The following is a 24,425-nucleotide window of genomic DNA, read 5'->3' as shown; positions in this document are numbered from 1 at the left end:
TTCGGAACTGAGTCGTTCTCGGCGGCCAGATTGTTACAGTGATGTGGGCTGATCGAGCACTCTGAACCGGTGCTCTGAGGTTTCGCAGATGTTAAGGTCGCGCTAATAAGCGGGCCATTGTCGTCCCGTGCCGGCAGTTATCGAGCACGAAGACGACGCAGGAGGTCCCCTTGATCTTCTCCGCGATTCCGTCTCCTCAGGGTCTCTACGATCCTGCGACGGAACAGGATTCCTGCGGTGTGGCCATGGTCGCCCACGTCCGTGGTGTCCGCTCTCACAGCATCGTCACCGACGGTCTCGACGCGTTGACGAATCTCGACCACCGGGGCGCGGCGGGCGCCGAGCCCACCAGTGGTGACGGTGCGGGCATCCTGGTGCAACTTCCCGATGAATTGTTGCGGGCCGAGGTCGATTTCGACCTCCCGAAACCGGACGCGTTCGGATCGCACCACTACGCGGCCGGAATCGCCTTCCTTCCCTCCGACGAAGACCGGCGCGTCAAGGCGAAAGCACTTGTCGAGCGCATCGCCGCGGAGGAAGGTCTCGACGTGCTCGGCTGGCGGGAGGTCCCCACCGATGCCGACGGCGCGGACATCGGTCCCACCGCACGCTCGGTGATGCCGTCCTTCGAGATGCTGTTCGTCGAGGGAAAGCGGGACGCGCACGGCCGTGGCCCCAGCGGAGTCGAACTCGACCGGCTCGCGTTCTGCCTGCGCAAGCGGGCCGAGCACGAGAGCGAGGTGGCCGACTGCGGGCTCTACTTTCCTTCGCTGTCCTCGCGCACGCTGGTGTACAAGGGAATGCTGACCCCTGCCCAGCTGCCCGCGTTCTTCCCCGACCTGCGAGACCGGCGGCTGGTCAGCGCGATCGCACTGGTGCACAGCAGGTTCTCCACCAACACCTTCCCCTCATGGCCGCTGGCGCACCCGTTCCGGTTCGTCGCCCACAACGGCGAGATCAACACGATCAGGGGCAACCGCAACCGGATGCGGGCGCGTGAGGCGCTGCTGGAATCCGGGCTCCTGCCGGGGGATCTGACCAGGCTGTACCCGGTGTGTTCGCCGGAAGCCTCCGATTCGGCCTCCTTCGACGAGGTGCTCGAACTGTTGCATCTCGGAGGAAGGTCGCTGCCGCACGCCGTGCTGATGATGATCCCCGAGGCATGGGAAAACCACGCCACGATGGACGAACAGCGGCGCGCGTTCTACCAGTTCCACGCGAGCCTCATGGAACCGTGGGACGGTCCGGCCTGCGTGACCTTCACCGACGGTTCCCTCGTCGGCGCCGTACTCGACCGCAACGGTCTGCGGCCGGCCCGCTGGTGGCAAACGACCGACGACAGGGTCGTGCTGGCCAGTGAGTCCGGTGTGCTCGACGTCCCGCCGGAGCGGGTGATCGCCAAGGGCAGGCTGAAGCCGGGCCGGATGTTCCTCGTCGACACCGAGGCGGGCCGCATCGTCAACGACGACGAGATCAAGTCCGGGCTCGCGGCGGAGGCGCCTTACGAGGAGTGGTTGCACGCGGGGTTGCTGAGTCTTTCCGAGATCACCGGAAGGGACCACATCACCCAGACCCATGCCTCCGTGCTGCGAAGGCAGCAGGCGTTCGGGTACACCGAGGAGGAGCTGAAGATCCTGCTCGGTCCCATGGCCGCGACCGGAGCGGAACCGTTGGGGTCGATGGGAACCGACACCCCTCCCGCCGTGCTCTCCCAGCGTTCGCGGCTGCTCTACGAGTACTTCAAGCAGGGTTTCGCCCAGGTCACCAATCCTCCGCTCGACGCGATCCGCGAGGAGCTCATCACCTCGATGAGCCGCATCATGGGTCCGGAGCAGAACCTGCTCGAACCGGGACCGGCTTCGTGCAGGCACATCCAGCTGCCCTGCCCTGTGATCGACAACGACGAGCTGGCCAAGCTCATCCACATCAACGACGACGGTGATCTTCCCGGTTTCGCCTGTACTGTCCTTTCCGGACTGTACGAGGTGGACGGCGGCGGGGCGGCGCTCGCCGACGCCGTCGAGAGGGTGCGCAGGGAAGCGTCCGAGGCGATCGAGGCCGGTGCCCGCACGCTTGTGCTCTCCGACCGGGATTCCGACCACCGGATGGCGCCGATCCCTTCACTGCTGCTGGTTTCGGCAGTGCACCACCATCTGGTGCGCACGAAGGAACGGCTGCGAGTGGCGCTCGTCGTCGAGACCGGCGACGCGCGCGAGGTGCACCACGTCGCGCTGCTGCTCGGATTCGGCGCGGCAGCGGTCAACCCGTACCTCGCGTTCGAGACGATCGAGGACATGATCGCGCAGGGCGCGGTCACCGGCATCGAGCCGGAGCGGGCGGTGCGCAACTACATGAACGCGCTCGTCAAGGGCGTTCTGAAGATCATGTCGAAGATGGGCATCTCCACCGTCGGCGCCTATACGGCCGCCCAGGTCTTCGAATGTCTCGGGCTGGCACAGGACGTGCTGGACGAGTACTTCACCGGAACGACGTCCAAACTCGGCGGGGTCGGTCTCGACGTGCTCGCCGAGGAGGTCGCCATCCGGCATCGCAGGGCCTACCCCGACAACCCGACGGAGCGGGTGCACAGGGGACTGGAGACCGGCGGTGAGTACGCCTACCGGCGAGAGGGCGAACTGCACCTCTTCACGCCGGAGACCGTCTTTCTGTTGCAGCACGCGAGCAAGACCCGCAGGGACGAGACCTACCGCGCCTATGCCGACGAGGTGAACCGCCTCAACAGGGAGGGCGGGGCGCTGCGGGGCATGTTCGACATCAGGGACGGGGGCAGGAAGCCCATCCCGGTCGAGGAGGTCGAGTCGGTCGAGTCGATCTGCTCGCGGTTCAACACCGGAGCCATGTCCTATGGTTCGATCTCGGCCGAGGCACACCAAACCCTTGCCATCGCGATGAACCGCATCGGCGGCAGGTCGAACACCGGCGAGGGCGGCGAGGATCCGGAACGGCTCTACGATCCCGAACGCCGCAGCGCGATCAAGCAGGTGGCGAGTGGACGGTTCGGCGTGACGAGCGAGTACCTCGTCAACGCCGACGACATCCAGATCAAAATGGCGCAGGGCGCCAAGCCCGGTGAGGGCGGTCAGCTCCCGCCGAACAAGGTGTACCCGTGGATCGCGCGCACGCGGCACTCGACACCTGGCGTTGGACTCATCTCGCCGCCGCCGCATCACGACATCTACTCCATCGAAGATCTCGCGCAGCTCATCCACGACCTCAAGAACGCCAACGAACGGGCGAGAATTCACGTCAAACTCGTGAGTTCGCTCGGGGTCGGCACGGTCGCGGCGGGCGTCTCGAAGGCACACGCCGACGTTGTGCTGATCTCCGGTCACGACGGCGGGACCGGCGCGTCCCCGATGAACTCGCTCAAGCACGCGGGAACGCCGTGGGAGATCGGGCTCGCCGAAACGCAGCAGACGTTGCTGCTCAACGGTTTGCGCGACCGCATCACCGTGCAGGTGGACGGTGCGATGAAGACGGGAAGGGACGTCGTCGTCGCCGCGCTGCTCGGAGCGGAGGAGTACGGGTTCGCGACCGCGCCGCTCGTGGTCGCGGGATGCGTGATGATGCGGGTGTGCCATCTGGACACTTGCCCCGTCGGGGTCGCGACCCAGAATCCGGAACTGCGCAAGCGTTACACCGGGCAGGCCGAGCACGTCGTGAACTACTTCCGGTTCGTGGCGCAGGAGGTGCGGGAGTATCTGGCGAAGCTCGGCTGTCGTTCGCTCGACGAGCTGATCGGAAGGACCGATTTACTCGACGTCGACGAGGCGGTCGAGCACTGGAAGGCCAGCGGACTCGATCTGTCGCCCATCTTCGCGATGCCGGAGGACACGCCCTACGGCGGATCACGGCGCAAGGTGCGTGAGCAGGAGCACGGGCTCGAACACGCGCTGGACCGCACGCTGATCCAGCTCGCGGAGGCGGCGCTTGAGGACGCTCATCCGCTGCGGCTTGAGCTTCCCGTGCGCAACGTCAACCGCACGGTCGGCACGCTGCTCGGTTCGGAGATCACGCGCCGATACGGCAGCGCGGGACTTCCGGACGACACCATCCACATCGGACTGACCGGTTCGGCAGGGCAGTCACTCGGCGCGTTCCTGCCGCCAGGCGTGACCATCGATCTCGTCGGCGACGCCAACGATTACGTCGGTAAGGGGCTTTCCGGAGGGCGCATCGTCGTCAGGCCGCATCCCGACGCGCCCTATGCGGCGGAAGGTCAGGTGATCGCGGGCAACACGATCGCCTACGGCGCGACCGGTGGCGAGGTGTACCTGCGGGGCCAGGTCGGTGAGCGGTTCGGTGTGCGCAATTCGGGTGCGCTGATCGTCGCCGAGGGCGTCGGCGACCACGCTTTCGAGTACATGACGGGCGGAAGGGCCGTCGTACTCGGACCTTCGGGACGCAATCTGGCGGCGGGGATGTCCGGCGGAGTCGCCTTCGTGCTCGATCTCGACAAGCGCAAGGTCAACAGAGGCATGGTCGAGTTGCTGGCTCCGAAGGCCGACGAACTCGCCTGGCTCAAGGATGTCGTGCGGCGGCATTTCGAGCTGACGCGTTCGGCGGTCGCCGCGTCGCTGCTTGGTGACTGGCCTCGTCGTTCGGCCGCGTTCAGCAAGGTGATGCCGAGGGACTACCAGCGGGTCATCGAGGCGACCAAGGCCGCGCGCGCCGAGGGAAGGGACGTCGACGAGGCGATCATGGAGGCGGCCCGTGGCTGATCCGAATGGTTTCTTGAGGTATCAGCGTGCCGAGCAGGCGAAGCGGCCGAAGGACGAGCGCGTTCAGGACTGGCGTGAGGTCTACGCGGAGCAGAGCACGGAGGAACGCGACCAGGAGGTTCGCACGCAGGCGAGCCGGTGCATGGATTGCGGGATCCCGTTCTGTCATTCGGGTTCGGCGGGATGTCCGCTCGGCAACCTGATTCCGGAGTGGAACGATCTCGTGCGGCGTGGCGACTGGGCCGAGGCGAGCGAGCGGTTGCACGCGACGAACAACTTTCCGGAGTTCACGGGAAAGTTGTGTCCCGCGCCGTGTGAGGCGGGCTGCGTGTTGTCGATTTCGCCTGCCTCGGGCGGGCCGGTGGCCATCAAGCGGGTCGAGGAGACCATCGCGGCGCGGGCGTGGGAGCTGGACTACGTGCGGCCGGAGCAGTCCGAGGTGCCGACGGGGCAGCGGGTCGCCGTCGTCGGGTCCGGGCCGGCCGGGCTTGCCGCCGCCCAGCAGCTCACTCGCGCCGGGCATGAGGTGACGGTGTTCGAGCGGGACGACCGGCTCGGCGGCCTGCTGCGGTACGGCATTCCCGAGTTCAAGATGGAGAAGAAGGTTCTCGATCGCAGGCTCGCCCAGCTTCGCAGGGAGGGCACGACGTTCGTCACCGCCTGCGAGGTCGGCGTCGACGTCACGGTGGAGGAACTGAGGGAACGGTTCGACGCCGTCGTGCTCGCCGTCGGTGCCTTGCGGGGCAGGGACGACACGACCACCGATGGCAGGGAGCTTTCCGGAATCCATCTCGCGATGGAGCACCTCGTTCCCGCCAACAAGCAGTGCGAGGGCGATGGGCCCCCTGACATCGACGCGGCAGGCAAGCACGTCGTGATCATCGGCGGCGGGGACACCGGTGCCGACAGCTACGGCACGGCGATCCGCCAGGGCGCGCTCTCGGTGACCCAGCTCGACCAATACCCGCAGCCACCGTCCACACGCGACGACGAGAGGTCGCCGTGGCCGACCTGGCCTTATCTGTTGCGCACCTACCCGGTGCACGAGGAGCGGGGGGAACGGCGGTTCGCGGTCGCGGTCAAGCGGTTCGTCGGTGACGAGGACGGCGCGGTGAGGGCGATCGAACTGCGGACCGTCAGGGTGGAGAAGGACAGCGAGACCGGCCGCCGCGAGGTGGTTGCGACGAGCGAGGAGGTCGAGGAAATCCCGGCCGATCTCGTGTTGTTCGCGATCGGTTTCGAGGGCGTCGAGCACATGCGGTTGCTCGATGATCTCGGGTTGTCCCTGACACCGCGTGGCACGGTGTCCTGCGGTCCCGATTGGCAGACGGCGGCGCCTGGCGTTTTCGTGTGCGGCGACGCGCACCGGGGTGCCTCGCTCGTGGTGTGGGCGATCGCGGAGGGACGTTCGGTCGCGCACGCGGTCGACCACTACCTCACCGGAGCCTCGGATCTGCCTTCGCCGGTGCACCCGACGGCGTTGCCGCTCGCGGTGGTCTGACCGGTACGGCTGCCCGTGCCGGGTGAATCCGGCCACGTCGCGGGCGGCCGCTGCGGTGCTCGCGACTCCACGTTCGGGGTAGCTCGGGTCCTGACTGCGCCCTCGACCAGCGGCAACTCTCACCGGTGCCCGGTCGTGATCCAGCGCGCGCCGTTTGGTTGCTCGCACGTCGGCGCGGGACTCTCGGCGGGGCTTCGTATGCTGGGTGGGTGAACTGGACCGTGGACGTCCCCATCGACACCCTTCCCTCGCTACCGCCGTTGCCTGCCGAGCTGCGAGACCGGCTCGACGCGGCACTGACGCGGCCTGCGGCCCAGCAGCCGGAGTGGCCCGACGGCGACGCCGTCGCGAGGGTGCGCGCGGTACTGGAGAGTGTGCCTCCGATCACGGTTCCGGCCGAGATCGACCGGCTGCGCGACCGGCTCGCGATGGTCGCCAGGGGGGAAGCGTTCCTGCTCCAGGGCGGTGACTGCGCGGAGACCTTCGAGTCCAACACCGAACCGCACATCAGGGCCAACCTCCGCACGCTGCTGCAAATGGCGGTGGTGCTGACCTACGGCGCGAGCCTTCCGGTCGTGAAGGTGGGCAGAATCGCCGGTCAGTACGCCAAGCCGAGGTCCAACTCCACCGACGCCCTCGGCCTTCCCGTCTACAGGGGCGACATCGTCAACTCGCTCGCCGCCGAGCCCGCGCTGCGCGTTCCGGACCCCGGCAGGATGATCCGCGCCTACGCCAACGCGGGTGCCGCGATGAACCTGATGAGGGCGCTCACCGGTGCCGGGATGGCCGACCTCGCGCAGGTGCACGACTGGAACAAGGACTTCGTGCGCACCTCTCCCGCCGGTGAGCGGTACGAGGCGCTCGCCTCCGAGATCGACAGGGGCCTGCGGTTCATGTCGGCCTGTGGCGTCACGGACAGTTCGCTGCATTCGACGGAGATCTTCGCCAGCCACGAGGCGCTGCTGCTCGACTACGAGCGCGCGATGCTGCGTCTCGACCGGCCGGCCGAAGCCGACGCCAAGCTGTACAACCTCTCGTCCCATTTCCTGTGGATCGGCGAGCGCACGAGGCAGCTCGACGGCGCGCACATCGCCTTCGCCGAGCTGCTGGCCAACCCGATCGGGTTGAAGATCGGCCCGACGACGACTCCTGAGCAGGCCGTCGAGTACGTGCAGCGGCTGGACCCCCGGCACGAACCGGGGAGGCTGACGCTGATCTCCAGGATGGGCAACGGCAAGGTGCGCGAGGTGCTGCCCGCGATCGTGGAGAAGGTCGAGAGCTCGGGGCACAAGGTCATCTGGCAGTGCGACCCGATGCACGGCAACACCCACGAATCGTCCAACGGCTACAAGACAAGGCACTTCGACCGCATCGTCGACGAGGTCCAGGGCTTTTTCGAGGTGCACAACAAGCTGGGCACCTACCCCGGCGGCATCCACGTCGAGCTGACCGGTGAGGACGTCACCGAATGCCTCGGCGGTGCACAGGAGATTTCCGATCTCGACCTCGGCGGCAGGTACGAGACGGCTTGCGACCCCAGGCTGAACACGCAGCAGTCGCTTGAGCTGGCGTTCCTCGTCGCGGAGATGTTGCGGGCCTGAACGGGCAGGGGCTCGCTAGCCGCACCGCTGGTAGAGCCCGGCCACCGATTTGGTCACGGCGTCGGAGAGCGAGCCGATGTCGGGTACCGCGGCTCCATTGACCTGTAGTCCGATGTGGAGCGTGTTGCGGTAGCTGGAGACGGCGATGCCCACCGACTGGTGCGGCGCGAGCGGGACGATCGGGTACACGCCGCGCAGCCTCGCCCCGTCGAGCGTCATCGGCCTGCTCGGCAGCGGCACGTTGGTGACGACGGTGTCGAAAAGCAGCGGTGCCGCCATGCCCGCCATCCTGGTCGCCAGCCGGTGGATACCGGCAGGCAACCTGTTGGCCAGTATCGGGATCGCGCCCGCTCCTCTGCTCGGTCCGGCCTTCTTGTTGCGGTCCATCGAATGCCTGATCGCGGCGAGGCGGTCGACCGGGTCGTCCAGTTCGACGGGTAGTTCGCACAGGTAGCCGGACAGTACGTTTCCGCCGTTGTTGCGGGCGTCCCTTCCCCGCAGGCTCACCGGGACCAGCGCGCGCAGCGAACGGGCGTCGGCGCGCTGGCCTCTGTTGATCATCCAGTCGCGGAGTGCTCCGGCGAGCACGGCGAGCACGACGTCGTTTGTCGTACCGCCGTGGGCTTTCCGGATGTACCTGATGTCGGCGAGGTCGATTTTGACGAAGCCGAGCTTGCGGCTCGTCGAGTTGACCGTCGCGGTGGGGGAGATCGGATAAGGTCTCGCCGCGCGCAGGACGTCGCGGGCGATACCGGCCGATTCCGCTGCCTGGCCGATGGCGGTCGACGCTCCGGAACGGAGGACGTCGAGCGGCGAAGCCGGCGTCCGAGGACCGTCCGCGACCTCGCGCTGGACCGGGATCGCGACGTCGTCGAGGAGGCCGAAGCCGACTTCGACCGCACCGGCCCCGTCGGTCAGCGCGTGGTGGAACTTCATGAGCACGGCGAACTCGTCGCCGGGAAGTCCGGTCACGATCTGCATGTTCCACAATGGAGCGTTGGTGTCGAGTGGTTCGGCGATCCAGTGTGACGCGAATTCGGCAAGCGGATCGGGTTCGTAGAGGTCACAAAGCCGGTGGACGTCAATGTGACGTTCGGCTTCGAAATCAGGGTCTTTTTCCCATTGCGCTCCGCCGAACATCGGCCACGTCGACCTGACCCGCCTTCCCAGTTTGGGAATTACCGCGGCGCGCTTGGCGAGCAGGGAACGCAGCCGGTGCGGGTCGACGTGCCCGCGAGGGCGGAATGTCGCCACCGCGCCCATGTGCATGGGCGTCGCTTCGCCCTCAAGGCACAGGAAGGCAATGTCCAGTGCGCTCAGCCGGTCCGATGGCATCGGCGGTCTCCCCGGAAATCGTCGCTACGTCGGTTGCTGTTGTGGTTGCGAATTCACGCATGCGACGCCGTGGCGTCGCCGCGCTCGGGTATCCCACGCGTCGCCGTTTCGCAACTTCCTCTTCCAGTCCACCAGGTGCGGATGACGCATGCGTGGTCGCCGTGTTACCGGCCCGCTAATCCTTTGATCGCTTGCTCGAAGGCGACATAGGCTTCGGCATTGAACAGAACGAACCGGACTTCGCTCATAGCGCTCCCGGCCGCCTCGACCGAATCTACGGCGATTTTCGCCGCGTTGTCGAGGGGCCATCGAAAAATTCCAGCCGATATCGCGGGAAAAGCAATCGCTTGGGCGCCGAGTTCTTCGGCAACACGTAACGCTTCGTGGTAACAGGACGCCAACAGCTGTGAGCGATCCTCGTTTGTGGAGTAGACGGGACCGACCGTGTGAATAACCCATCGAGCGGGCAAGCGCCCCGCCGTCGTGGCGACAGCGTCGCCGGTGGGCAGCCCGTCGGGATGAGTCGTTTCCCTGAGCCGCTCGCACGCGGCGAGGATGTCCGGTCCTCCCGCGCGGTGGATGGCACCGTCGACCCCGCCGCCGCCGAGGAGGCTGGAATTGGCCGCGTTGACGATGACATCCACCTCCTGGGTGGTGATGTCACCCTGAATCAGCCGGATGTTCGAGCGTGGCATGGTCAAGAGTGTGGCACTGGGGCCGGGCCGCCGCAGTTCCGTCTCACCAGGTGCCGCGTGGCGAGATCACGGAACGAGCGTCAGGTTGACGGCCGTGCCCTTCTCCACCCAGCTTCCCGGCGCGGGATCCTGGTTGACGACGAAGGCGAACCGTCCCCGGTGATCTTCGGCGTTCGACGTCAGCCCCGCTTCGCCGAGTATTTGCAGGGCTTCGTCGATCTGCCTTCCCATCACCGAAGGAACCTCGATGGCGTTGGACACGTAGACGCCGACCCGCTTGTCGTCTTCGAGGGTCGCGCCCTGCGCCGGATCGGTTCGGGTGACGTGCCCGGCCGCGACGCCCTCGCCGAACTCCTCGCCCGCGTCGAACGGTTCGAATCCGGCATCGGTGAGTGCCTGGAATGCCTCGTCCCTCGACATCCCGGCGACGGAGGGCACGGGTGTCGGCGGTGGCCCCTTCGATACGACGATGGTGACCTGGTCGCCGATGTTGGCCTGGTTTCCCGGCTGCGGGGTCACCGTGATGACCGCGCCTTCCGGCACCTGGTCGCTGTACTGGTCGGCGTTGCCGTCTCGTCGTGGTTCGAGCTGCATGGCCTTGATCGCCTGCTCGGCCTGTTCGACCGTCGCGCCTGCCGGAATGTCGGGTACCACCGGTTTGCCGAGCGAGACGACGATGGTGATCTCGTCGCCGAGCAGCGCGCGCGAACCGGCTTCCGGTTCGGTGCCGATGACGGTTCCGCTCGGCACCGTGTTGTGCCTGGCCTCGGTGACCCGGGGGGTCAGCTCAGCTCCCCTGACGAGTTGTTCGGCCTGACCGGTTTCCATGCCGGCGACCTTCGGCACGTCGACGTACCTTCCGCCGGTGAACCACCAGATGCCGACGCCGATCCCGGCGACGATGAGCAGGCCAACGGCGATCCACAGCGCGGGAAACACCTTTCCTCGCCGCGCGGGCAGCTCCGCTTCGGGCGGCGGAGGCTCTTCCTGCGAGACGGCAGGCTGGTCCCTGGAAACCGCTCCCCTCGGCAGCGCCTGGGTGCCCCTCGGGCCCGCCGTCGAGGTGATCGCCTGGATGGCCGGAACCGTGCGCTCCGCGTCGAAATCGGGCGCGGCGTGCCTTCCGGTGCTTCCCGAGACGGTGACCGCGCTCGCCTGGTCGTCGGGTGTCGACGGCACGGGAACGGCGACCGGCGCCATGCCCAGTTCGGCGCGCACGTTCTCCAGCTCGGCCTTGAACGCGCCCGCGTCGGCGGGGCGGGCCTCGGGGTCGCGCCGGGTGGCTCGCAACACGAGGTCGTCGAGTGCGGGCGGGATACCGGGGCGCAGGACACTCGGGGCCGGCACGTCGTCGTTCACGTGCCGGTACGCCACCGACAGCGCGGTGTCACCGGTGTAGGGAACCTGCCCGGTCAGCATCTCGTAGAGCAGGATGCCCGTCGAATAGACGTCGCCGCGTTCGCTTGCCGAACCGGAGGTGACCTGCTCCGGCGAGAGGTAGGCCACCGTGCCGAGGATGACGCTCGTACTCGTCGTTCCCGCGCTCGCGACCGCCCTGACCAGCCCGAAGTCCCCGACCTTGACAACACCGCCTTCGGCGCTGCCTCTGCGGCCGATGAGCACGTTCTCCGGTTTCACGTCCCTGTGCACCAGGCCCTCGCCGTGCGCGGCGGCGAGAGCGGACAGCACGTTCTCGGCGACGGTGATCGCGAGCGGGACGTCGAGGGCACCCCGCTGGTCGATGAGATCGCGCAGGGTGCCGCCGTCGACGAGCTCCATGACGAGGAAGGCCCTGCGGTCCTCGTGGCCGGCCGAGGTGTCGAAGCCCTGGTCGTGGACGGCGACGACGTGCGGGTGGTGCAGTCGGGCAGCGGAGCGCGCTTCCCTTTCGAACCGGTCGACGAAATTGCGGTCGTCGGCGAACCGGGAGTCCATGATCTTGATGGCGACGGGGCGGTCCAGTCTGGTGTCGACGCCGCGGTACACCGACGACATGCCACCGTGCGCGAGCAGCCGGTCGACACGGTATCGCCGGTCGAGCAGTGCGCCTGCGAGGCTGGGTTCCGAGCGGGTCACAGCGCCCGATCCTACGGTCGGGTGGAGTTGCCCCCGTCCACAGTGCCCTCAGTACGCTTCCTCGCCTGCTCCCCGAGCCCGTGCCCGCTGGGCCGCCGGGAACAACGCCCGCGTAGCCCGAGGAGTGATGTGGCAAGGTAGTAGGCGTGAGTGCGATCCCTATCGCTGACGATGTGCTGGATGCCGAGGTCGCGGTGTTGCAGATCGGCCAGGTCGCCGATGTCATCGGCCAGTCGTCGAACAAAGTCCGCCAGATGCTGAGGGACGGTCAGCTCATTGCCGTCCGCCGGGACGGTGACCTGGTCATCCCCGCCGATTTCCTCGGCGACGGTGGGGCCGTCAAGGGGCTGGCAGGCACCATCACGGTGCTCTCCGACGCGGGATTCAGCCGCACGGAGATGCTGCGCTGGTTGTTCGCGGCCGACGAAACCCTGCCGGGCGTCACCCCGATCAACGCCCTGCGCACGAGTCACGGCACCGAGGTCAAACGGCGCGCTCAGGCGATGGCCTTCTAGGCCTTTCGTTCCTCCCGCGCCTGGTATCCGGCAGGCACAGGAACAGCAGAGCCGCGAGTGCCTCGAATCCCGCGGCGACGGCGAGGCATGCCGGAAGCGACATCGCCGCGAGCGGGCCCGCGACGGCGGTTCCCGCTGCGAACCCGGCGATCTTCAGGCTGGCTCCCGTCGTGAAGATCTGTGCCCGCATGCCATCCGGCGCGTGCTGATGCCGGATGGCGAACAGCGCGGTGAGTTGTGGTCCTTCGCCGATGCCGGCGAGCAGCACGGCACCGACGACGATCACCGGTGAGGTGGTCAGTGCGGTGAGCAGCAGACCGGCGCAGAGCAGCACGGTGCTGCCGAGCAGCATGGTGCCGGGGCGCAGCAGGCCGGGTTTGCGGGCCAGCACCGCGTTGGCCGACACCGCGGCGGCGGCGAGCGCGGCGAGCAACAACGCGCCGGTGTTCGCCGAGCCGAACCGTTGCTCGCCGAGCAGCGGCGCGCACACGATGAACATGCCGACGCCCGCGAAGGACACCATCGACGTGCTGGTGGCTCGCAGCAGCGGGCGGTTGGTGACGATGGCGCGGAACCCGGTCGCCAATTCCGTGCGCAGCACCCCGCGTTTCCCTCGCTGAGCGCCAGGCGGAGGGAGCCGGATCGCGGCCGGAGCCGAGGCGGCCACCGCCACGATGGCCACGATCATGGCGGTTGGCGCGCCTGCCGCGGTCGCCACGAGCCCCGCCAGGGCGGGTCCCGCGGGACTCGCCGCGCCGAAGGTCAGCGCGTCGAGGCCGTTGGCCCTGCCGAACCGCTCCGATGGCACGACGCGAGGCAACTGGGCGGTCCAGCCGCCTGCCACGGCGGGGTTGAGCAGGCCGGTGAGGGCGGCGACGAGCGCGACGACGGCGACGGGAAGGTGACCGACGCTCGTCAGCACGATCGCGAGCCCGGTCGCGTAGCCCGCGAGGGTCAGCGCGAGTACCCGGCCTGGCCTCGCGCTGCGATCGAGCAGAGCGCCGAGTACCGGTCCGCCGAGCGCCGCCGTCGCGGTCAACGCCGTGAGCAGGACGGACGCGGTGGTCACCGACCCCGTCGCGGCCAGTCCCACGAGGAGCAGCGCTGGGCCGGACATCTCGTCGCCCACCCTGGCGGAGGTGGCTCCGGCGAGATAGCCACCCAGACTGTAACGGCTTGACACAAAGGAGACGTTACACTGACGACATGATGGTCGGCGAGGACAGAATTCCCGGTGGTTCGGCGCGTGCCGCGGCCCAGCGCGCCGTCGAACTGATGGATGTGCTGCTGCGGGAACGGCCCACCGTCGAACTGGTCACCGACGTGCTGGTGACGCACGGGGAGAAGGAGCCGCTCGGCCTCACCGCCGCCGACGTCGGCGAATTGCGGGCCGCCGCGCACGCGCTGAGGGCCGTGTTCGCCGCCGAGGGCGTGGCCGAGGCCGCCGCCGTCCTCAACGACCTGCTCGCGGCCAACGCGGCACCACCACGGCTGACCAGCCACGGCGGCGAACACCCTTGGCACCTGCACATCGACGCGGACGACGACGGCCCGTGGGGCAGGTGGCTGGTGACCTCGTCCTGTCTCGCCTTCGCCGTGCTGCTCACCGACCGGCAGCGGCCACCGGGAGGGTTGTGCGCCTCGGAGTCGTGCGGAAGGCCGTTCGTCGATCTCGGTGGCGGGAGTCCTCGCAGGTACTGCTCGACGCGCTGTGCGACGAGGGAACGGGTCGCGGCACACCGCAAGCGCGGCTGAGCAGGGCGGACCGGTGCCCGCCCTGCTCAGGAACTCAGCTCTGCTGGGCGTCGCGCCACGCGATCCACTTGCGCAGCGTGCTCAGGTCGTAGTCGGGTCCGCCTTCCGCGACGGTGAACATGGTGATGCCCGCATTCAGCAGGCCGTCGCCGGAATCCTCGGGGTTGCCGCGCACGCCGACGGAGCGCTCGATCTCGGCGGGGTCCCTTCCGACGTCCGCGCAGTGCTGGTCGAGGATCCGCACCTTGCGGGAGGCGATCTCGACGTCGCCGAACCCGTGCCAGATGTCGGCGTGCTCGGCGACCAGCCTGAGCGTCTTCTTCTCGCCGCCACCGCCGATCAGCACCGGGATCTTGCGGGTGGGGGCAGGGTTGAGCTCGGCGAGCCTCTTCTCGATCCTCGGCAGCGATTCGGCGAGCGCGTCGAGCCTGCCGCCGGCCGTGCCGAACTCGTAGCCGTACTCCGTGTAGTCCTTCTCGAACCAGCCGGACCCGATGCCGAGGATGAGCCTTCCCCCGCTGATGTGGTCGACGGTGCGAGCCATGTCGGCGAGTAGTTCCGGATTGCGGTAGCTGTTGCACGTCACGAGCGCGCCGATCTCGACCCGTGTCGTCGACTCAGCCCACGCGCCCAGCATGGTCCAGCACTCGAAGTGCTTGCCGACGGGATCGCCGTAGAGCGGGTAGAAGTGGTCCCAGTTGAACACGATGTCGACGCCGAGTTCCTCGGCCTCCGACGCGGCGCGCCGGATGGCGGCGTAGTCGGCGTGCTGCGGCTGGAGCTGGAGTCCGATTCGGACGGGCCGGTTGGCTGCTGTCGTCATGTCCACAGCCTAGTGAGGATCGCGGTTCCCGCGACCGTGAAGCGTCTCCTTCTCGGCACGGCGACCCGCCCGCCGAGGACGTTGTAGTCCGCGGCGACGATCTCGTCGAGGATGCCTTCGTACAGGGTCAGCGCCGTCCGTACGCACGAGCGGGATTCCTTGCGCAGCAGCGGAATACCCGGTTTCGCCCTCCGATACACCGCCCTGTTGCGCGCGACGAGAGCCGCGAGCGCCCTCGTGATCCCGCGGTCGGTGCCTCCCGTGTGCCACGCCCATTCGAGCCGTTGCCTTTCGACGCCGTACGCGGCGAGTTCTTCCGTCGGAAGGTAGAGCCTGCCCCGCTCAAGATCCTCACCGACGTCGCGCAGGAAGTTGGTGAGCTGGAACGCTTCCCCGAGCGCGGCCGCGTAGGGGGCGGCTTCGTGGTGCGGGACGACCGTGCCAAGGACGGGAAGCATTTGCAGGCCGATCACCTCGGCCGAGCCGTGCGTGTACTCGGCGAGTTCGGTGAACGTCGCGTACTCGCGTACCGAAAGGTCCAGCTTCATCGAATGCAGGAAGGCGTCGAAGAGTTCTCTTTCGAGGCCGTAGCGCCCGACCGTGTCGGCGAAGGCAAGCAGTACCGGATCGGTAAGGGGCTTTCCGCGAGCGTAAACCCGGTCGAGCGCACGGGAACAGGCATCGAGCATCGCGGCGGGGTCGCTGCCGTCGCGCGGATTGTCGACGAGTTCGTCGACGGAGCGGGCGAAGCCGTACAGCGCGTGTGCCGCCGGTCTCGCGCGCGCGGGAAGGAGCCTGGTCGCGAGAAAGAACGTCCGCCCGTGCCGCGCGTTGATGCGCCTGCACGTCGCGTATGCCGTCGCCAGCTCCATCAGCCGGTGATCCTCGTCGCCGCGAGCCTTCCCGAGATCAACACGGGCGGGATGCCGACGCCGGGGGTGGTCCCGCAACCGGCGAGTACCACGTTCTCGGCTCCCCGCACGAGATTCGCGGGGCGGAACGGTCCGGTTTGGCCGAAGGTGTGGGCCAGTGAGAATGGGGTCCCCGCGCCGAGACCCTTTCGTGCCCAGTCGGCCGGCGTCACGGTGTCGGTGACCTCGACATCGCCCGCGAAACCCGGCAATCCGCGTTTTTCCAGATTTCGCAACAATTCGTCGCGATAGGCGGGGCCGACGCTCGGCCAGTCGATCCCGGCCGCCCGCGTGTTGGGCGCGGGGGCGAGCACCGAAATCAGTTCGCGGCCGGAGAAGGAAAGCCCTGGCTCCGACCGGGTGGGGTTGGTCACCAGCAGCGAGGGATCGCTCATCAGCTTGCCCTGCCTGATGATCTCGTCGAACGTGCCGGACCACGCCCTGCCGAAGAAGATCGTGTGGTGGTCGAGTTCGCTCCACCCCCTCGCGCTGTTGCCGTGCAGTACGAAAGCCGACGGCGCGAAGCGCAACGGCAGCGCGCGGCGCGGCCGGATACCCAGTAGCCGGTAGGCGCCGGTGAGTTCCGTCGCGAGCACGACGGCGTCGCATTCGCTTCGCTGCCCCTCAGCGGTACGGACCGCGCGGACCCGGTGACCGACGCGCTCAAGCCAGGCCACCCGCGACGAGTACCGCACCTGGCCACCGGCCAGCTCGACGGCTTTCGCCATGGCTTCGGCGACCCGGGACATGCCGCCCACCGGGTAGTACACGCCGCCGACGGTGTCCATATAGGAAATGACGCCGTAGGCGCCGAGTGCTCGCGCCGGATCGAGTCCCGCGTAGAGCGATTGGAACGAGAACAGCCTCCGCACCCGCTCGTCCCGCAGGAAGCTTCCGATTTTCGGTCCGAGTCTGCCGAAACCGCCCAGCGCGGCCAATTTCACCAGCTCCGGCCTGAGTAGATCGAACGGCGAGTCGAAGTTCGAACCGATGAACCGGTCGCGCTGCACCGCGTACAACTCGGTGAGCCAGCGGCGGAGCCGGCGGTAGCCCTCGGCCTCCGCGGGGCCCGCGACGCGGCGGATCTCCTCCTCCATGGCATCGGCCTCGGTGTAGAGCCGGATGCTGCTGCCGTCGGCGAAGTGCGCGCGGTAGGCGGGATCGAGTTTGCGCAGGGTCAGCAGGTCGGCCATCCGCACGCCGACGGCCGCGAACGCCTCCTCAGCGTACTCCGGCATCGTCAGCACGCTTGCTCCACTGTCGATCACGTCGCCGTGTCGTCCGCTCGCGGCGAAACCACCCGCCCTTCCGCCCGGTCTCGGTTCCTGCTCGAACACCGTGACCTGCCTTCCGGCGCCGAGCAGGTGCAGCGCGGCCGAGAGACCGGCGAGCCCGCCACCGACGACGGCGACGTTCTCGCCACCGCGCACGGTGCGCATCAGTAGGCTCGCTTCGTCGCCTTGGCGGCGAGTGCCGTGAGTTGTGTCGCCGCGGGTTCGTCGAGCGAGGCCAGCCGCAGAGACGCGAGCGCCGACTCGGTGAGCTCGTCGATCCTGCGCTCCACCTCCTCGACGGCTCCGAGGTCGTCCAGCGCGGCCCGCACCCGCTCCACATCGGACGTACCGAGATCGGCGTTGCCGATCGCGGAGGCGATCGTGTCGTGCTCGGTCACCTTGCCCCGCTCGTTCGCGTGGTGAAGGCCGAGCGCGACGAGCAGCGTCCGCTTGCCCTCCCGCAGATCGTCGCCGGCGGGTTTCCCGGTGACGGAAGGGTCGCCGAATACTCCGAGCAGGTCGTCCCTGAGCTGGAACGCGACGCCGAGATCACCACCGAAGGCGAGCAGTCGCTCGACGAGCCCGGTATCGGCCCCGGCAAGCGCGGCGCCGAGATGCAGCGGCCGCTGCACGGTGTAGGCCGCCGTCTTGAGCCTTGCCACCCGCATCGCCGCTTCGACGGTGGCGTCGCCCGTTGCCTGCGTGCGCACGTCGAGATACTGACCGGCCAGCACCTCGGTCCGCATCGCCCGCCAGGCGGGCCTCGCCGCCCGCAGTGTCGAGGAGGGAAGGGGCGCGTCGGCGAACATGTCGTCGGCCCAGGCGAGCGCGAGGTCGCCGATGAGCACCGCCGCGGCGAGCCCGAAGGATTCCGGTGACCCGAGCCACCCCTCGTCGGCATGGCGCCTCGTGAAGGCGACGTGCACGGTCGGTGAACCGCGCCGGGAGTCGGACGAGTCGAGGACGTCGTCGTGAATCAGCGCACACGCCTGTATCAGCTCAAGACTGGCCGCGACCTGAATGACCCCCGGCGCGTCATCGCCGGCGGGGTCGCCACCGGCGCCCCGCCACGCCCACCATGCGAACGTGGGACGCAGCCGTTTTCCCCCGCCGAGCACGAACTCGCGCAGTGCCGAGGTCGCGGGGGCGAACGTGGGTTCTCTGCTGCCGATGGATTCGCCTGCCCCGCTCAGGAACTCGGCCAGCGCACGCTCCACATGGGCGGGCAGGTCCGCGTCGTAATCGGGGACTGTGGCGGGGACGGGGTCGTTCATGCCCCCATCGTCCCAGGCCGACGCGGCGGGTAACACGGACGTAGCACGTAACATACGCCTATGACGTCGGTGATCGAGCGGATGCGTGGCGAGCGCCCCGTGTTCTCCATTGAGTTCTTCCCTCCACGCGACGAAACCGACGAGGCCGTCATGTGGCGCGCGATCAGGGACCTCGAACAACTCGACCCCGCCTACGTCTCCATTACCTATGGCGCAGGGGGGACGAGCAGGGACGGCACGATTCGGAGCATCGCGAGGGTCGCCACCGAAACGACGCTGGTACCGATGGCGCATCTCACCGCCGTCGACCACTCCGTCGCCGAACTACGCAACGTCATCGGCTGGTACGCCGCCGTCGGCGTGCGGAACATACTGGCGCTGCGCGGCGACCCCCCAGGCGATCCCTACGGCGAGTGGGCGCGGCACCCGGAAGGACTGGGCTACGCGGAGGAACTCGTCGCGCTCATCCGCTCACTCGGCGACTTCTGCGTCGGTGTCTCCGCGTTTCCCTACGGCCACCCGCGTTCGCCTGATCTGGCTACCGACACCAAGCACCTCGTTCGGAAGTTCAACGCCGGAGCCGACTTCGGCATCGCCCAGCTCTTCTTCGAGGCCGACGACTTCCTCCGGCTGCGCGACCGCGTCGCCGCGACGGGCTGCGACGCGCTGGTCCTGCCCGGGATCATGCCGCTGACCACGCCGCGCACGCTCGCCAAGACCATCGAGCTTTCCGGGGCGAAAGCGCCGTCGGCTCTGCTTGACCGGCTGGAGCCGCTCAAGGACGACCCGAAAGCGTTTCGGGCGGAGGGGCTCGACGTGGTTACCGAGCTCGGACAGCGGCTGCTCGACGAGGGCGTGCCCTCGCTGCACTTCTACACCTTCAATCGCTCGAAAGCCACGCGCGACCTCGTCGGGAGATTGGGACTGGTCCCGGCACGGGCCTGACCGGGTAGCGTGCGCTCATGCGTGTCCACGAGATCAGCGATCGGTACGTCGACGATTTCGCCGCCGCTCACCCGTGCGTGGCGACGACGGTAGGAATTTCCGACTACGACAGTCAGCTCACCGACTACTCGCCGGAAGGGCACGCGGCGCGTGCGTCGATCGCGAAGCGAGCCTTGCGTGATCTCGCCGAAGCCGAGCCGGCCGACGAGGGCGAGCGCGTGGCCAAAGCCGTCTTCACGGAGCGGATCGGGCTGGAGGTCGAGCTGCACGAGGCAGGTCTCGACGTCGCCTCGCTCAACGTCATCGAGAGCCCCGTCCAAGAGGTGCGCTCGGTGTTCGACCTCATGCCCCAGGACACGGAGCAACACTGGGACAACATCGCGGCCAGGATGGCCGCCGTGCCATCGGCTCTCGACGGCGTGAGGGCATCCCTGCTCGCCGCGGCCGACGCGGGCCGCCCCGCCGCGCTGCGCCAGGTCGGCAAGGTCGCGGAACAGGCTGAGGTGTGGGCGGGCCTGACCGGGGAGACCGGGTTCTTCGATTCGGCCGTCCAGCAGGCGAACGGCGTTCCGGAAAGCCTGAGGGAGCGGTTGCGGCAGGCGGCGGCCACAGCCCAGGAGGCATACGCCGAGCTGGCCGGATTCCTGCGAGCCGAACTGGCTCCGAGGGCCGCGACGAAGGACGCCGTCGGTGAGGACGTCTACCGGTTGTGGTCGCGGTACTTCGTCGGCTCCGAGCTGGACCTGCGGGAAGCCTACGAATGGGGCTGGGCCGAGTTCGCCCGCGTCGAGCGGGAAGCACTGGAGGTCGCCGCGCGCATCAAACCGGGTGCGACGCTGGCCGAAGCCGCGGCCGCGCTCGACGCGGACGAGCGCTACCACGTACGCGGCCATGCCGCCTTCGAGCGGTGGATGCGCGAGCTCTCCGACGAGGCGCTGGATTCGTTGCGTGGCAAGCATTTCGACATCCCCGAAGCGCTGATGGGACTCGACTGCCGCATCGCGCCGCCAGGCGGTGGGGTCGGCGCGTACTACACCTCGCCGAACGAGGACTTCTCAAGGCCGGGAACCATGTGGTGGTCGGTTCCTCCTGACAAGGACTTCTTCTCGACCTGGCGCGAGGTCAGCACCGTCTACCACGAGGGCGTTCCCGGCCACCATCTCCAGCTCGGAACGGCCGTCCACCAGTCGGCGACCCTGAACAAGTTCCAGCGGCTGCTCGGTTTCACGTCGGGCCACGGCGAAGGCTGGGCGCTGTACGCCGAGCGGCTGATGCGGGATCTCGGCTACCTCTCCGACGACGGCAACCTGCTCGGCATGCTCGACGCGCATTTGTTCAGGGCGGCTCGCGTCGTCATCGACATCGGGATGCACCTCGAACTGGAGATCCCGGCGGGCACCGGGTTCCACGAGGGTGAGCGCTGGACTCCGGAACTCGGGCTGGAGTTCATGCTCACCAGGACCATCACCGACGCCGATCACGTGCGGGACGAGATCGACCGCTACCTCGGCTGGCCGGGGCAAGCCCCCGCCTACAAGCTGGGGGAGCGTTTGTGGCTGCGGGCGAGGGAGGATGCCCAGCTGCGGCAGGGAAGTTCCTTCGACCTCAAGGACTTCCATACGAAGGCGTTGCGGATGGGCAACATGGGGCTCGACACCCTGAGCGATCAGCTCGCGAAGCTCGCCTGAGCCTCGCGGGGCCGGCCGCGCGTCGATGTTCCCGCGCGGCCGGTTATGCTCGCCGTCGTGAAGCGAGTTCTTTTCGTCACCCCGCCGCCCCGCCGCTGAGCGGGGTGTGAACGACTGACCACTGTGCGGCATCGGCCGTACGGTGCTGTCTTTCTTCCGTTTTACCGTCGCGCCCCGCGCCGTCGTCGTCCTTTCCACTTCGACGTTGGAGCGTGCTTCTCGCATGTCCGTACTTTCCTCCGCGCGGGTTCGCGCGGGTTCGATCAGCCTCGTCGTCGCGGGGGTGCTGTGGGGAACCGGCGGGCTCGCCGGTTCCATACTTGCCTCGGAGGCCGGGCTCCATTCGCTCGCGGTCGCAGCCTACCGGCTGCTGCTCGGGGGCGCGGTCGCCGTGCTGTTCCTCGGTCTCACGGGGCGGCTCGGCGGGATCGGCGTGGCAGCGCCGACAAAGCCCGTGGTGCGCAGGGTGCTCGCCGCCGGAGTGCTGCTCGCCGTGTTCCAGGCGTTCTATTTCGCCTCGGTCACCTTGACCTCGGTGAGCATCGCGACCATGACCACGATCGGCAGCGCGCCGGTCTTCGTGGCCATCGGCGGGGCGCTCGTCGACCGCAGGTGGCCGAACCCCGCGACCCTGCTCGCCATCGCTGGTGCCATCGCGGGGCTCGTGCTGCTCACCTGGTCGCCGCAGGAGACGGGAGAAAGCTGGACCCTGCTCGCCGGTGTGCTGGCCGCGCTTGTCTCCGGTTGCGGGTTCGCCACGCTGACCCTGGTCACCCGCAAGGAGGTCGCCGGCCTCGATCCCTTGCGCACCACGGCTTTCGGGTGTGTCGTCGGCGGGATCCTGCTGCTTCCCGCCGCCGCCTGGTTCGGCATGGCACTGCCGTTGCGGGTGGAGGTCGTCGCGGTGGCCGCCTACCTCGCGGTGGTGCCGACAGCGCTGGCGTATGCCGCCTACTTCCGCGGTCTTCGCGATTCGCCCGCGGTGCTCGCTGCGCTGTCGGCACTGCTCGAACCGTTGACGGCGGCTCTGCTCGCCGCCGTTGTGCTGGGTGACCGGCTCGGTGTTCTCGGTTGGTGCGGAGCCGCGTTGCTCGCGGCGTCCATCGCGGCCGGTTACCGGCGGCCCCGGCGGTGATCCGCCTGCCGGCGCCGGATTCCGGCGCCGGCGGGTTCGTCGATCTCCAGCCGGAGCCCCTTGCTCGCCTTCGCCCTGTCGGTGAGCGTCGCGGTGTGCCAGCCGAACGGGAGACGACCGGCGTCGATGCGGTCGCGGGTACCCGTCGCGTTGCGGGCGTGCCTTCTGAACGACCAGCTCAACAGGACTCTTCCGCGTTTGTGTTGCCCCGCGAGAGCTTCGGTGACCGAGCAGTCGATCCACAGCAGGTGCCGCTCGCGAAGGGACAGCGCGCCGAGCAGGACGAAAGCGCACCGTGCCACGGCCCCGGTCGCCGGATCGTGCGCCACGACGGGTCCCTTCGCGCGGATCGCGTGGAACAGCAGCCGGAGTATCTGCAACAGATGCACGAGCGGCCGGTACCAGCCGTAGGCGATGCCGGGTCCGAAGAATGCCCTGAGTCTCGTTCTGAGCTGGTCGGTGTCGAGTACGACCACGGTAGGGGGCGCGTCGAGGCCGCGCAGCAGTGTGCTCTTGCCTGCGCCGGGTAATCCGGCGACTACGACGAGCGCTCGCCGGTCGAGTCGAAGGCAGAGTTGATCCGAGATGGGGCAGTTCACGCAAGCGCCAACGTGCCGGTGCCACGGCGCGTTCCGGGGATTCGGGTGAGAACAGGGATTTCACAGCGTTCCGGTCGAAGCCGCAGGTTGGCGAGGACCGCGAATTGAGATCTCGATCCCAGATGATGTCGTCATCCCACGAGAGAAGGCGGATAGGACCTAGTGGCTCGTTGCCGGGCTGGTCTCGTTGGTCGCGTTAGTCCTGTTAGTCCCGTTGGTCGAGCGGGAGCGAGCGGCCGAGAATGGCGAACGGACGCGGGTCGCCCGCGAAGCAGTAGTCCCGCAGTACGTCGACGAAACCCAGTCGCCGGTACAGCTTCCAGGCCCTGCTGGTGCCTTCCGGAGTCGACAGCAGCACGTTTTCCTGCGACACGTCCTCGACCAGCCCGCGCAGCAGATCTTCTCCAGTGCCTTTGCCCTGCCGGTCGGGCCGGACGTGGATCTCGGTCAGCTCGAAGTAGTCGCTCAGCCAGCGTTGCGCGGCCTGCTCGCCGTCCTCGCCGGTCAGGCCGCGGCGCACCTGCTCGTGCCACCACTGTCCCTGGCTTCCCCGGTAGCCGTAGGCGAGGCCGACGAGCGCGCCGTCGGCGTCCAGCGCGCCGACACAGCGCCAGCCCTCGCGCAGCGCGTGGGTGAGCCACATCGGCATGCGCTGGTCCGCTGTTTCCGGCGGGTAGTTCATGGCGGCCACGTACAGGTTGAGCGCTTCGCGCAGCCTGGCGCGGAATTCGTCGCGGGAGAGCTCGACGAGTCGCTGGTATCCGGAGGACATCGCGGTCATCGTGGCACGTCCTGTCCTGCCGGTGACGCGACGTCCGCCGCGAGCCCGCCGGTGAGGGTGACCAGATCCTCGAAAGTGGTGGGAAAGACCGATTTCGCGTGCCCCGCGGCGGCCCAGACCACGTCGTAGTCGCGAAGCGCGGTGTCGACGAGAGTTCTGATCGGGCCGAGATGACCCACCGGGGCGACGCCGCCGATCACCTGGCCGGTGTGCCGCTTGACGAAATCGGGGTCCGCCTTGCCGACGGAGGTGGCGCCGAGCAGCGCGGCGAGCGTGTCCGTGTCGGCCCGGTGCGCCCCCGAGGTCAGCGCGAGCACGGGCGCGTCCTCTGTGCCGTGGGTGCCGTCGGTGCGCGGGAAGGAGGCGCGGAAGATGAGGCTGTTGGCGATGGCGCCGACCTCGATACCGAGGGCTTCCGCGGCCTGAACGGCTGTACGTACTTCCGAAGGCAGGATGCGGATGCCTTCGGCCGCCGCGACATGGCCTGCCTCGACGAGCGCGGCGGAGACCTTGGCGACGGCGGGGTGATCGAGGGTGTTCATACCGGTATGAGATCACGGTATGGCCTGCCGATGCGACGCAGATCGCTCCAATAGCCCCAGCACCCAGGCTTGAGCCCGTCGCGGTCGCAAGCTACTCTGGAGATGTTCGAACATACGTTCGACAACCGGTGGAGTGTTCTCCGGTCCGGGGTTCCCGGCGTGTGGATGGGGGAAGCATCTGCGCGCCGGGGCCGCCGGAAGTGCTCCGGATCGGCTCGAAGAGGGAGGTGGGC

The 24,425-nt window shown here is 68.3% G+C and carries 19 protein-coding genes; 8 read left to right on the top strand and 11 right to left on the bottom strand.

The genetic code is table 11. The features are described 5' to 3' along the window. Positions 1–170 precede the first annotated feature (170 nt). The 3 genes from gltB (at position 171) to BAY61_RS24035 (ending at position 7,844) form a co-directional block, all read left to right on the top strand. The gene (gltB, locus tag BAY61_RS24045) at positions 171–4,742 is read left to right on the top strand and encodes a glutamate synthase large subunit (RefSeq protein WP_091807357.1); all 4,572 of its coding nucleotides are present in this window, start codon (positions 171–173) and stop codon (positions 4,740–4,742) included. Next, on the top strand, positions 4,735–6,243 hold the full coding sequence (locus tag BAY61_RS24040) for a glutamate synthase subunit beta (protein WP_091807358.1): 1,509 nt from the start codon (positions 4,735–4,737) through the stop codon (positions 6,241–6,243). Before gltB ends, BAY61_RS24040 begins: the two co-directional genes overlap by 8 nt. A 209-nt stretch (positions 6,244–6,452) precedes the next feature. Next, positions 6,453–7,844 (top strand): class II 3-deoxy-7-phosphoheptulonate synthase, encoded by a 1,392-nt coding sequence (locus BAY61_RS24035; protein WP_091807360.1) that lies wholly within the window; start codon positions 6,453–6,455, stop codon positions 7,842–7,844. Positions 7,845–7,859: 15 nt separating this feature from the next. On the opposite strand, the gene BAY61_RS24030 is transcribed toward BAY61_RS24035, so the two are convergent. From BAY61_RS24030 to pknB, 3 genes are all read right to left on the bottom strand, one after another. After that, positions 7,860–9,179 (bottom strand): wax ester/triacylglycerol synthase family O-acyltransferase, encoded by a 1,320-nt coding sequence (locus BAY61_RS24030; RefSeq protein ID WP_091807362.1) that lies wholly within the window; start codon positions 9,177–9,179, stop codon positions 7,860–7,862. 164 nt (positions 9,180–9,343) lie between these two features. Beyond that, positions 9,344–9,874, bottom strand: coding sequence for an O-acetyl-ADP-ribose deacetylase (locus BAY61_RS24025; protein WP_091807524.1), 531 nt, complete (start codon positions 9,872–9,874; stop codon positions 9,344–9,346). Positions 9,875–9,940: 66 nt separating this feature from the next. After that, positions 9,941–11,950, bottom strand: coding sequence for a Stk1 family PASTA domain-containing Ser/Thr kinase (gene pknB / locus BAY61_RS24020; RefSeq protein WP_091807364.1), 2,010 nt, complete (start codon positions 11,948–11,950; stop codon positions 9,941–9,943). Between the two features lie 146 nt (positions 11,951–12,096). On the opposite strand from pknB, the gene BAY61_RS24015 reads away from it, so the two are divergent. Next, complete coding sequence (locus BAY61_RS24015; RefSeq protein ID WP_091807366.1) at positions 12,097–12,465, top strand: Rv2175c family DNA-binding protein; 369 nt, start codon at positions 12,097–12,099, stop codon at positions 12,463–12,465. Here the strand turns inward: BAY61_RS24015 and BAY61_RS24010 are convergent. Then, positions 12,434–13,648, bottom strand: a complete 1,215-nt coding sequence (locus BAY61_RS24010; RefSeq protein WP_091807368.1) for an MFS transporter — start codon at positions 13,646–13,648, stop codon at positions 12,434–12,436. The genes BAY61_RS24015 and BAY61_RS24010 overlap by 32 nt on opposite strands. A gap of 23 nt (positions 13,649–13,671) precedes the next feature. Here BAY61_RS24010 and BAY61_RS24005 point away from each other — a divergent pair, with 23 nt between their 5' ends. Continuing rightward, positions 13,672–14,220 carry a CGNR zinc finger domain-containing protein gene (locus BAY61_RS24005; RefSeq protein WP_091807370.1) on the top strand — a complete coding sequence of 183 codons (549 nt, stop codon included), beginning with the start codon at positions 13,672–13,674 and terminating at the stop codon, positions 14,218–14,220. Between the two features lie 34 nt (positions 14,221–14,254). Here the strand turns inward: BAY61_RS24005 and BAY61_RS24000 are convergent, their stop codons facing one another. From BAY61_RS24000 to BAY61_RS23985, 4 genes are read right to left on the bottom strand one after another with little or no spacing between them, the layout of a single operon-like run. Next, the gene (locus BAY61_RS24000; RefSeq protein ID WP_091807371.1) at positions 14,255–15,043 is read right to left on the bottom strand and encodes an LLM class F420-dependent oxidoreductase; all 789 of its coding nucleotides are present in this window, start codon (positions 15,041–15,043) and stop codon (positions 14,255–14,257) included. Beyond that, the gene (locus tag BAY61_RS23995; RefSeq protein ID WP_091807373.1) at positions 15,040–15,915 is read right to left on the bottom strand and encodes a phytoene/squalene synthase family protein; all 876 of its coding nucleotides are present in this window, start codon (positions 15,913–15,915) and stop codon (positions 15,040–15,042) included. Before BAY61_RS23995 ends, BAY61_RS24000 begins: the two co-directional genes overlap by 4 nt. Further along, positions 15,915–17,393 (bottom strand): phytoene desaturase family protein, encoded by a 1,479-nt coding sequence (crtI, locus tag BAY61_RS23990; RefSeq protein WP_091807375.1) that lies wholly within the window; start codon positions 17,391–17,393, stop codon positions 15,915–15,917. Before crtI ends, BAY61_RS23995 begins: the two co-directional genes overlap by 1 nt. Continuing rightward, positions 17,393–18,502 (bottom strand): polyprenyl synthetase family protein, encoded by a 1,110-nt coding sequence (locus BAY61_RS23985; protein ID WP_091807377.1) that lies wholly within the window; start codon positions 18,500–18,502, stop codon positions 17,393–17,395. The genes crtI and BAY61_RS23985 overlap by 1 nt, the downstream gene beginning before the upstream one ends. Before the next feature lie 60 nt (positions 18,503–18,562). Between BAY61_RS23985 and BAY61_RS23980 the strand changes: the two genes are divergently transcribed. The 3 genes from BAY61_RS23980 (at position 18,563) to BAY61_RS23970 (ending at position 22,270) form a co-directional block, all read left to right on the top strand. Further along, positions 18,563–19,447 (top strand): methylenetetrahydrofolate reductase, encoded by an 885-nt coding sequence (locus BAY61_RS23980; protein WP_091807379.1) that lies wholly within the window; start codon positions 18,563–18,565, stop codon positions 19,445–19,447. 17 nt (positions 19,448–19,464) lie between these two features. Beyond that, positions 19,465–21,135 carry a DUF885 domain-containing protein gene (locus BAY61_RS23975; protein WP_091807381.1) on the top strand — a complete coding sequence of 557 codons (1,671 nt, stop codon included), beginning with the start codon at positions 19,465–19,467 and terminating at the stop codon, positions 21,133–21,135. 223 nt (positions 21,136–21,358) lie between these two features. Next, a complete protein-coding gene (locus BAY61_RS23970) occupies positions 21,359–22,270 on the top strand; it encodes a DMT family transporter (protein ID WP_091807382.1) in 912 nt (303 codons plus the stop codon). Here the strand turns inward: BAY61_RS23970 and BAY61_RS23965 are convergent. From BAY61_RS23965 to BAY61_RS23955, 3 genes are all read right to left on the bottom strand, one after another. Next, positions 22,249–22,869, bottom strand: coding sequence for an AAA family ATPase (locus tag BAY61_RS23965; RefSeq protein WP_091807384.1), 621 nt, complete (start codon positions 22,867–22,869; stop codon positions 22,249–22,251). The genes BAY61_RS23970 and BAY61_RS23965 overlap by 22 nt on opposite strands. Positions 22,870–23,074: 205 nt before the next feature. Beyond that, positions 23,075–23,650: a GNAT family N-acetyltransferase gene (locus BAY61_RS23960; RefSeq protein WP_091807385.1), complete on the bottom strand. Its 576-nt coding sequence runs from the start codon at positions 23,648–23,650 to the stop codon at positions 23,075–23,077. Further along, positions 23,647–24,192 (bottom strand): YbaK/EbsC family protein, encoded by a 546-nt coding sequence (locus BAY61_RS23955; protein ID WP_091807387.1) that lies wholly within the window; start codon positions 24,190–24,192, stop codon positions 23,647–23,649. Before BAY61_RS23955 ends, BAY61_RS23960 begins: the two co-directional genes overlap by 4 nt. Between the last annotated feature and the right edge of the window lie 233 nt (positions 24,193–24,425).

Origin of the sequence: Prauserella marina (genome assembly GCF_002240355.1) — a bacterium.
Taxonomy (GTDB): domain Bacteria; phylum Actinomycetota; class Actinomycetes; order Mycobacteriales; family Pseudonocardiaceae; genus Prauserella_A; species Prauserella_A marina.
This window is presented reverse-complemented; position numbering and strand designations above follow the sequence as displayed.

Coding starts and splice junctions, on each gene's coding strand:
- BAY61_RS24030 (WP_091807362.1), bottom strand. CDS start 9,179: ATGCCATCGGACCGGCTGAGCGCACTGGACATTGCCTTCCTGTGCCTT.
- BAY61_RS24025 (WP_091807524.1), bottom strand. CDS start 9,874: ATGCCACGCTCGAACATCCGGCTGATTCAGGGTGACATCACCACCCAG.
- BAY61_RS24005 (WP_091807370.1), top strand. CDS start 13,672: ATGATGGTCGGCGAGGACAGAATTCCCGGTGGTTCGGCGCGTGCCGCG.
- BAY61_RS24000 (WP_091807371.1), bottom strand. CDS start 15,043: ATGACGACAGCAGCCAACCGGCCCGTCCGAATCGGACTCCAGCTCCAG.
- BAY61_RS23995 (WP_091807373.1), bottom strand. CDS start 15,915: ATGGAGCTGGCGACGGCATACGCGACGTGCAGGCGCATCAACGCGCGG.
- crtI (WP_091807375.1), bottom strand. CDS start 17,393: ATGCGCACCGTGCGCGGTGGCGAGAACGTCGCCGTCGTCGGTGGCGGG.
- BAY61_RS23985 (WP_091807377.1), bottom strand. CDS start 18,502: ATGAACGACCCCGTCCCCGCCACAGTCCCCGATTACGACGCGGACCTG.
- BAY61_RS23980 (WP_091807379.1), top strand. CDS start 18,563: ATGACGTCGGTGATCGAGCGGATGCGTGGCGAGCGCCCCGTGTTCTCC.
- BAY61_RS23975 (WP_091807381.1), top strand. CDS start 19,465: ATGCGTGTCCACGAGATCAGCGATCGGTACGTCGACGATTTCGCCGCC.
- BAY61_RS23970 (WP_091807382.1), top strand. CDS start 21,359: ATGTCCGTACTTTCCTCCGCGCGGGTTCGCGCGGGTTCGATCAGCCTC.
- BAY61_RS23960 (WP_091807385.1), bottom strand. CDS start 23,650: ATGACCGCGATGTCCTCCGGATACCAGCGACTCGTCGAGCTCTCCCGC.
- BAY61_RS23955 (WP_091807387.1), bottom strand. CDS start 24,192: ATGAACACCCTCGATCACCCCGCCGTCGCCAAGGTCTCCGCCGCGCTC.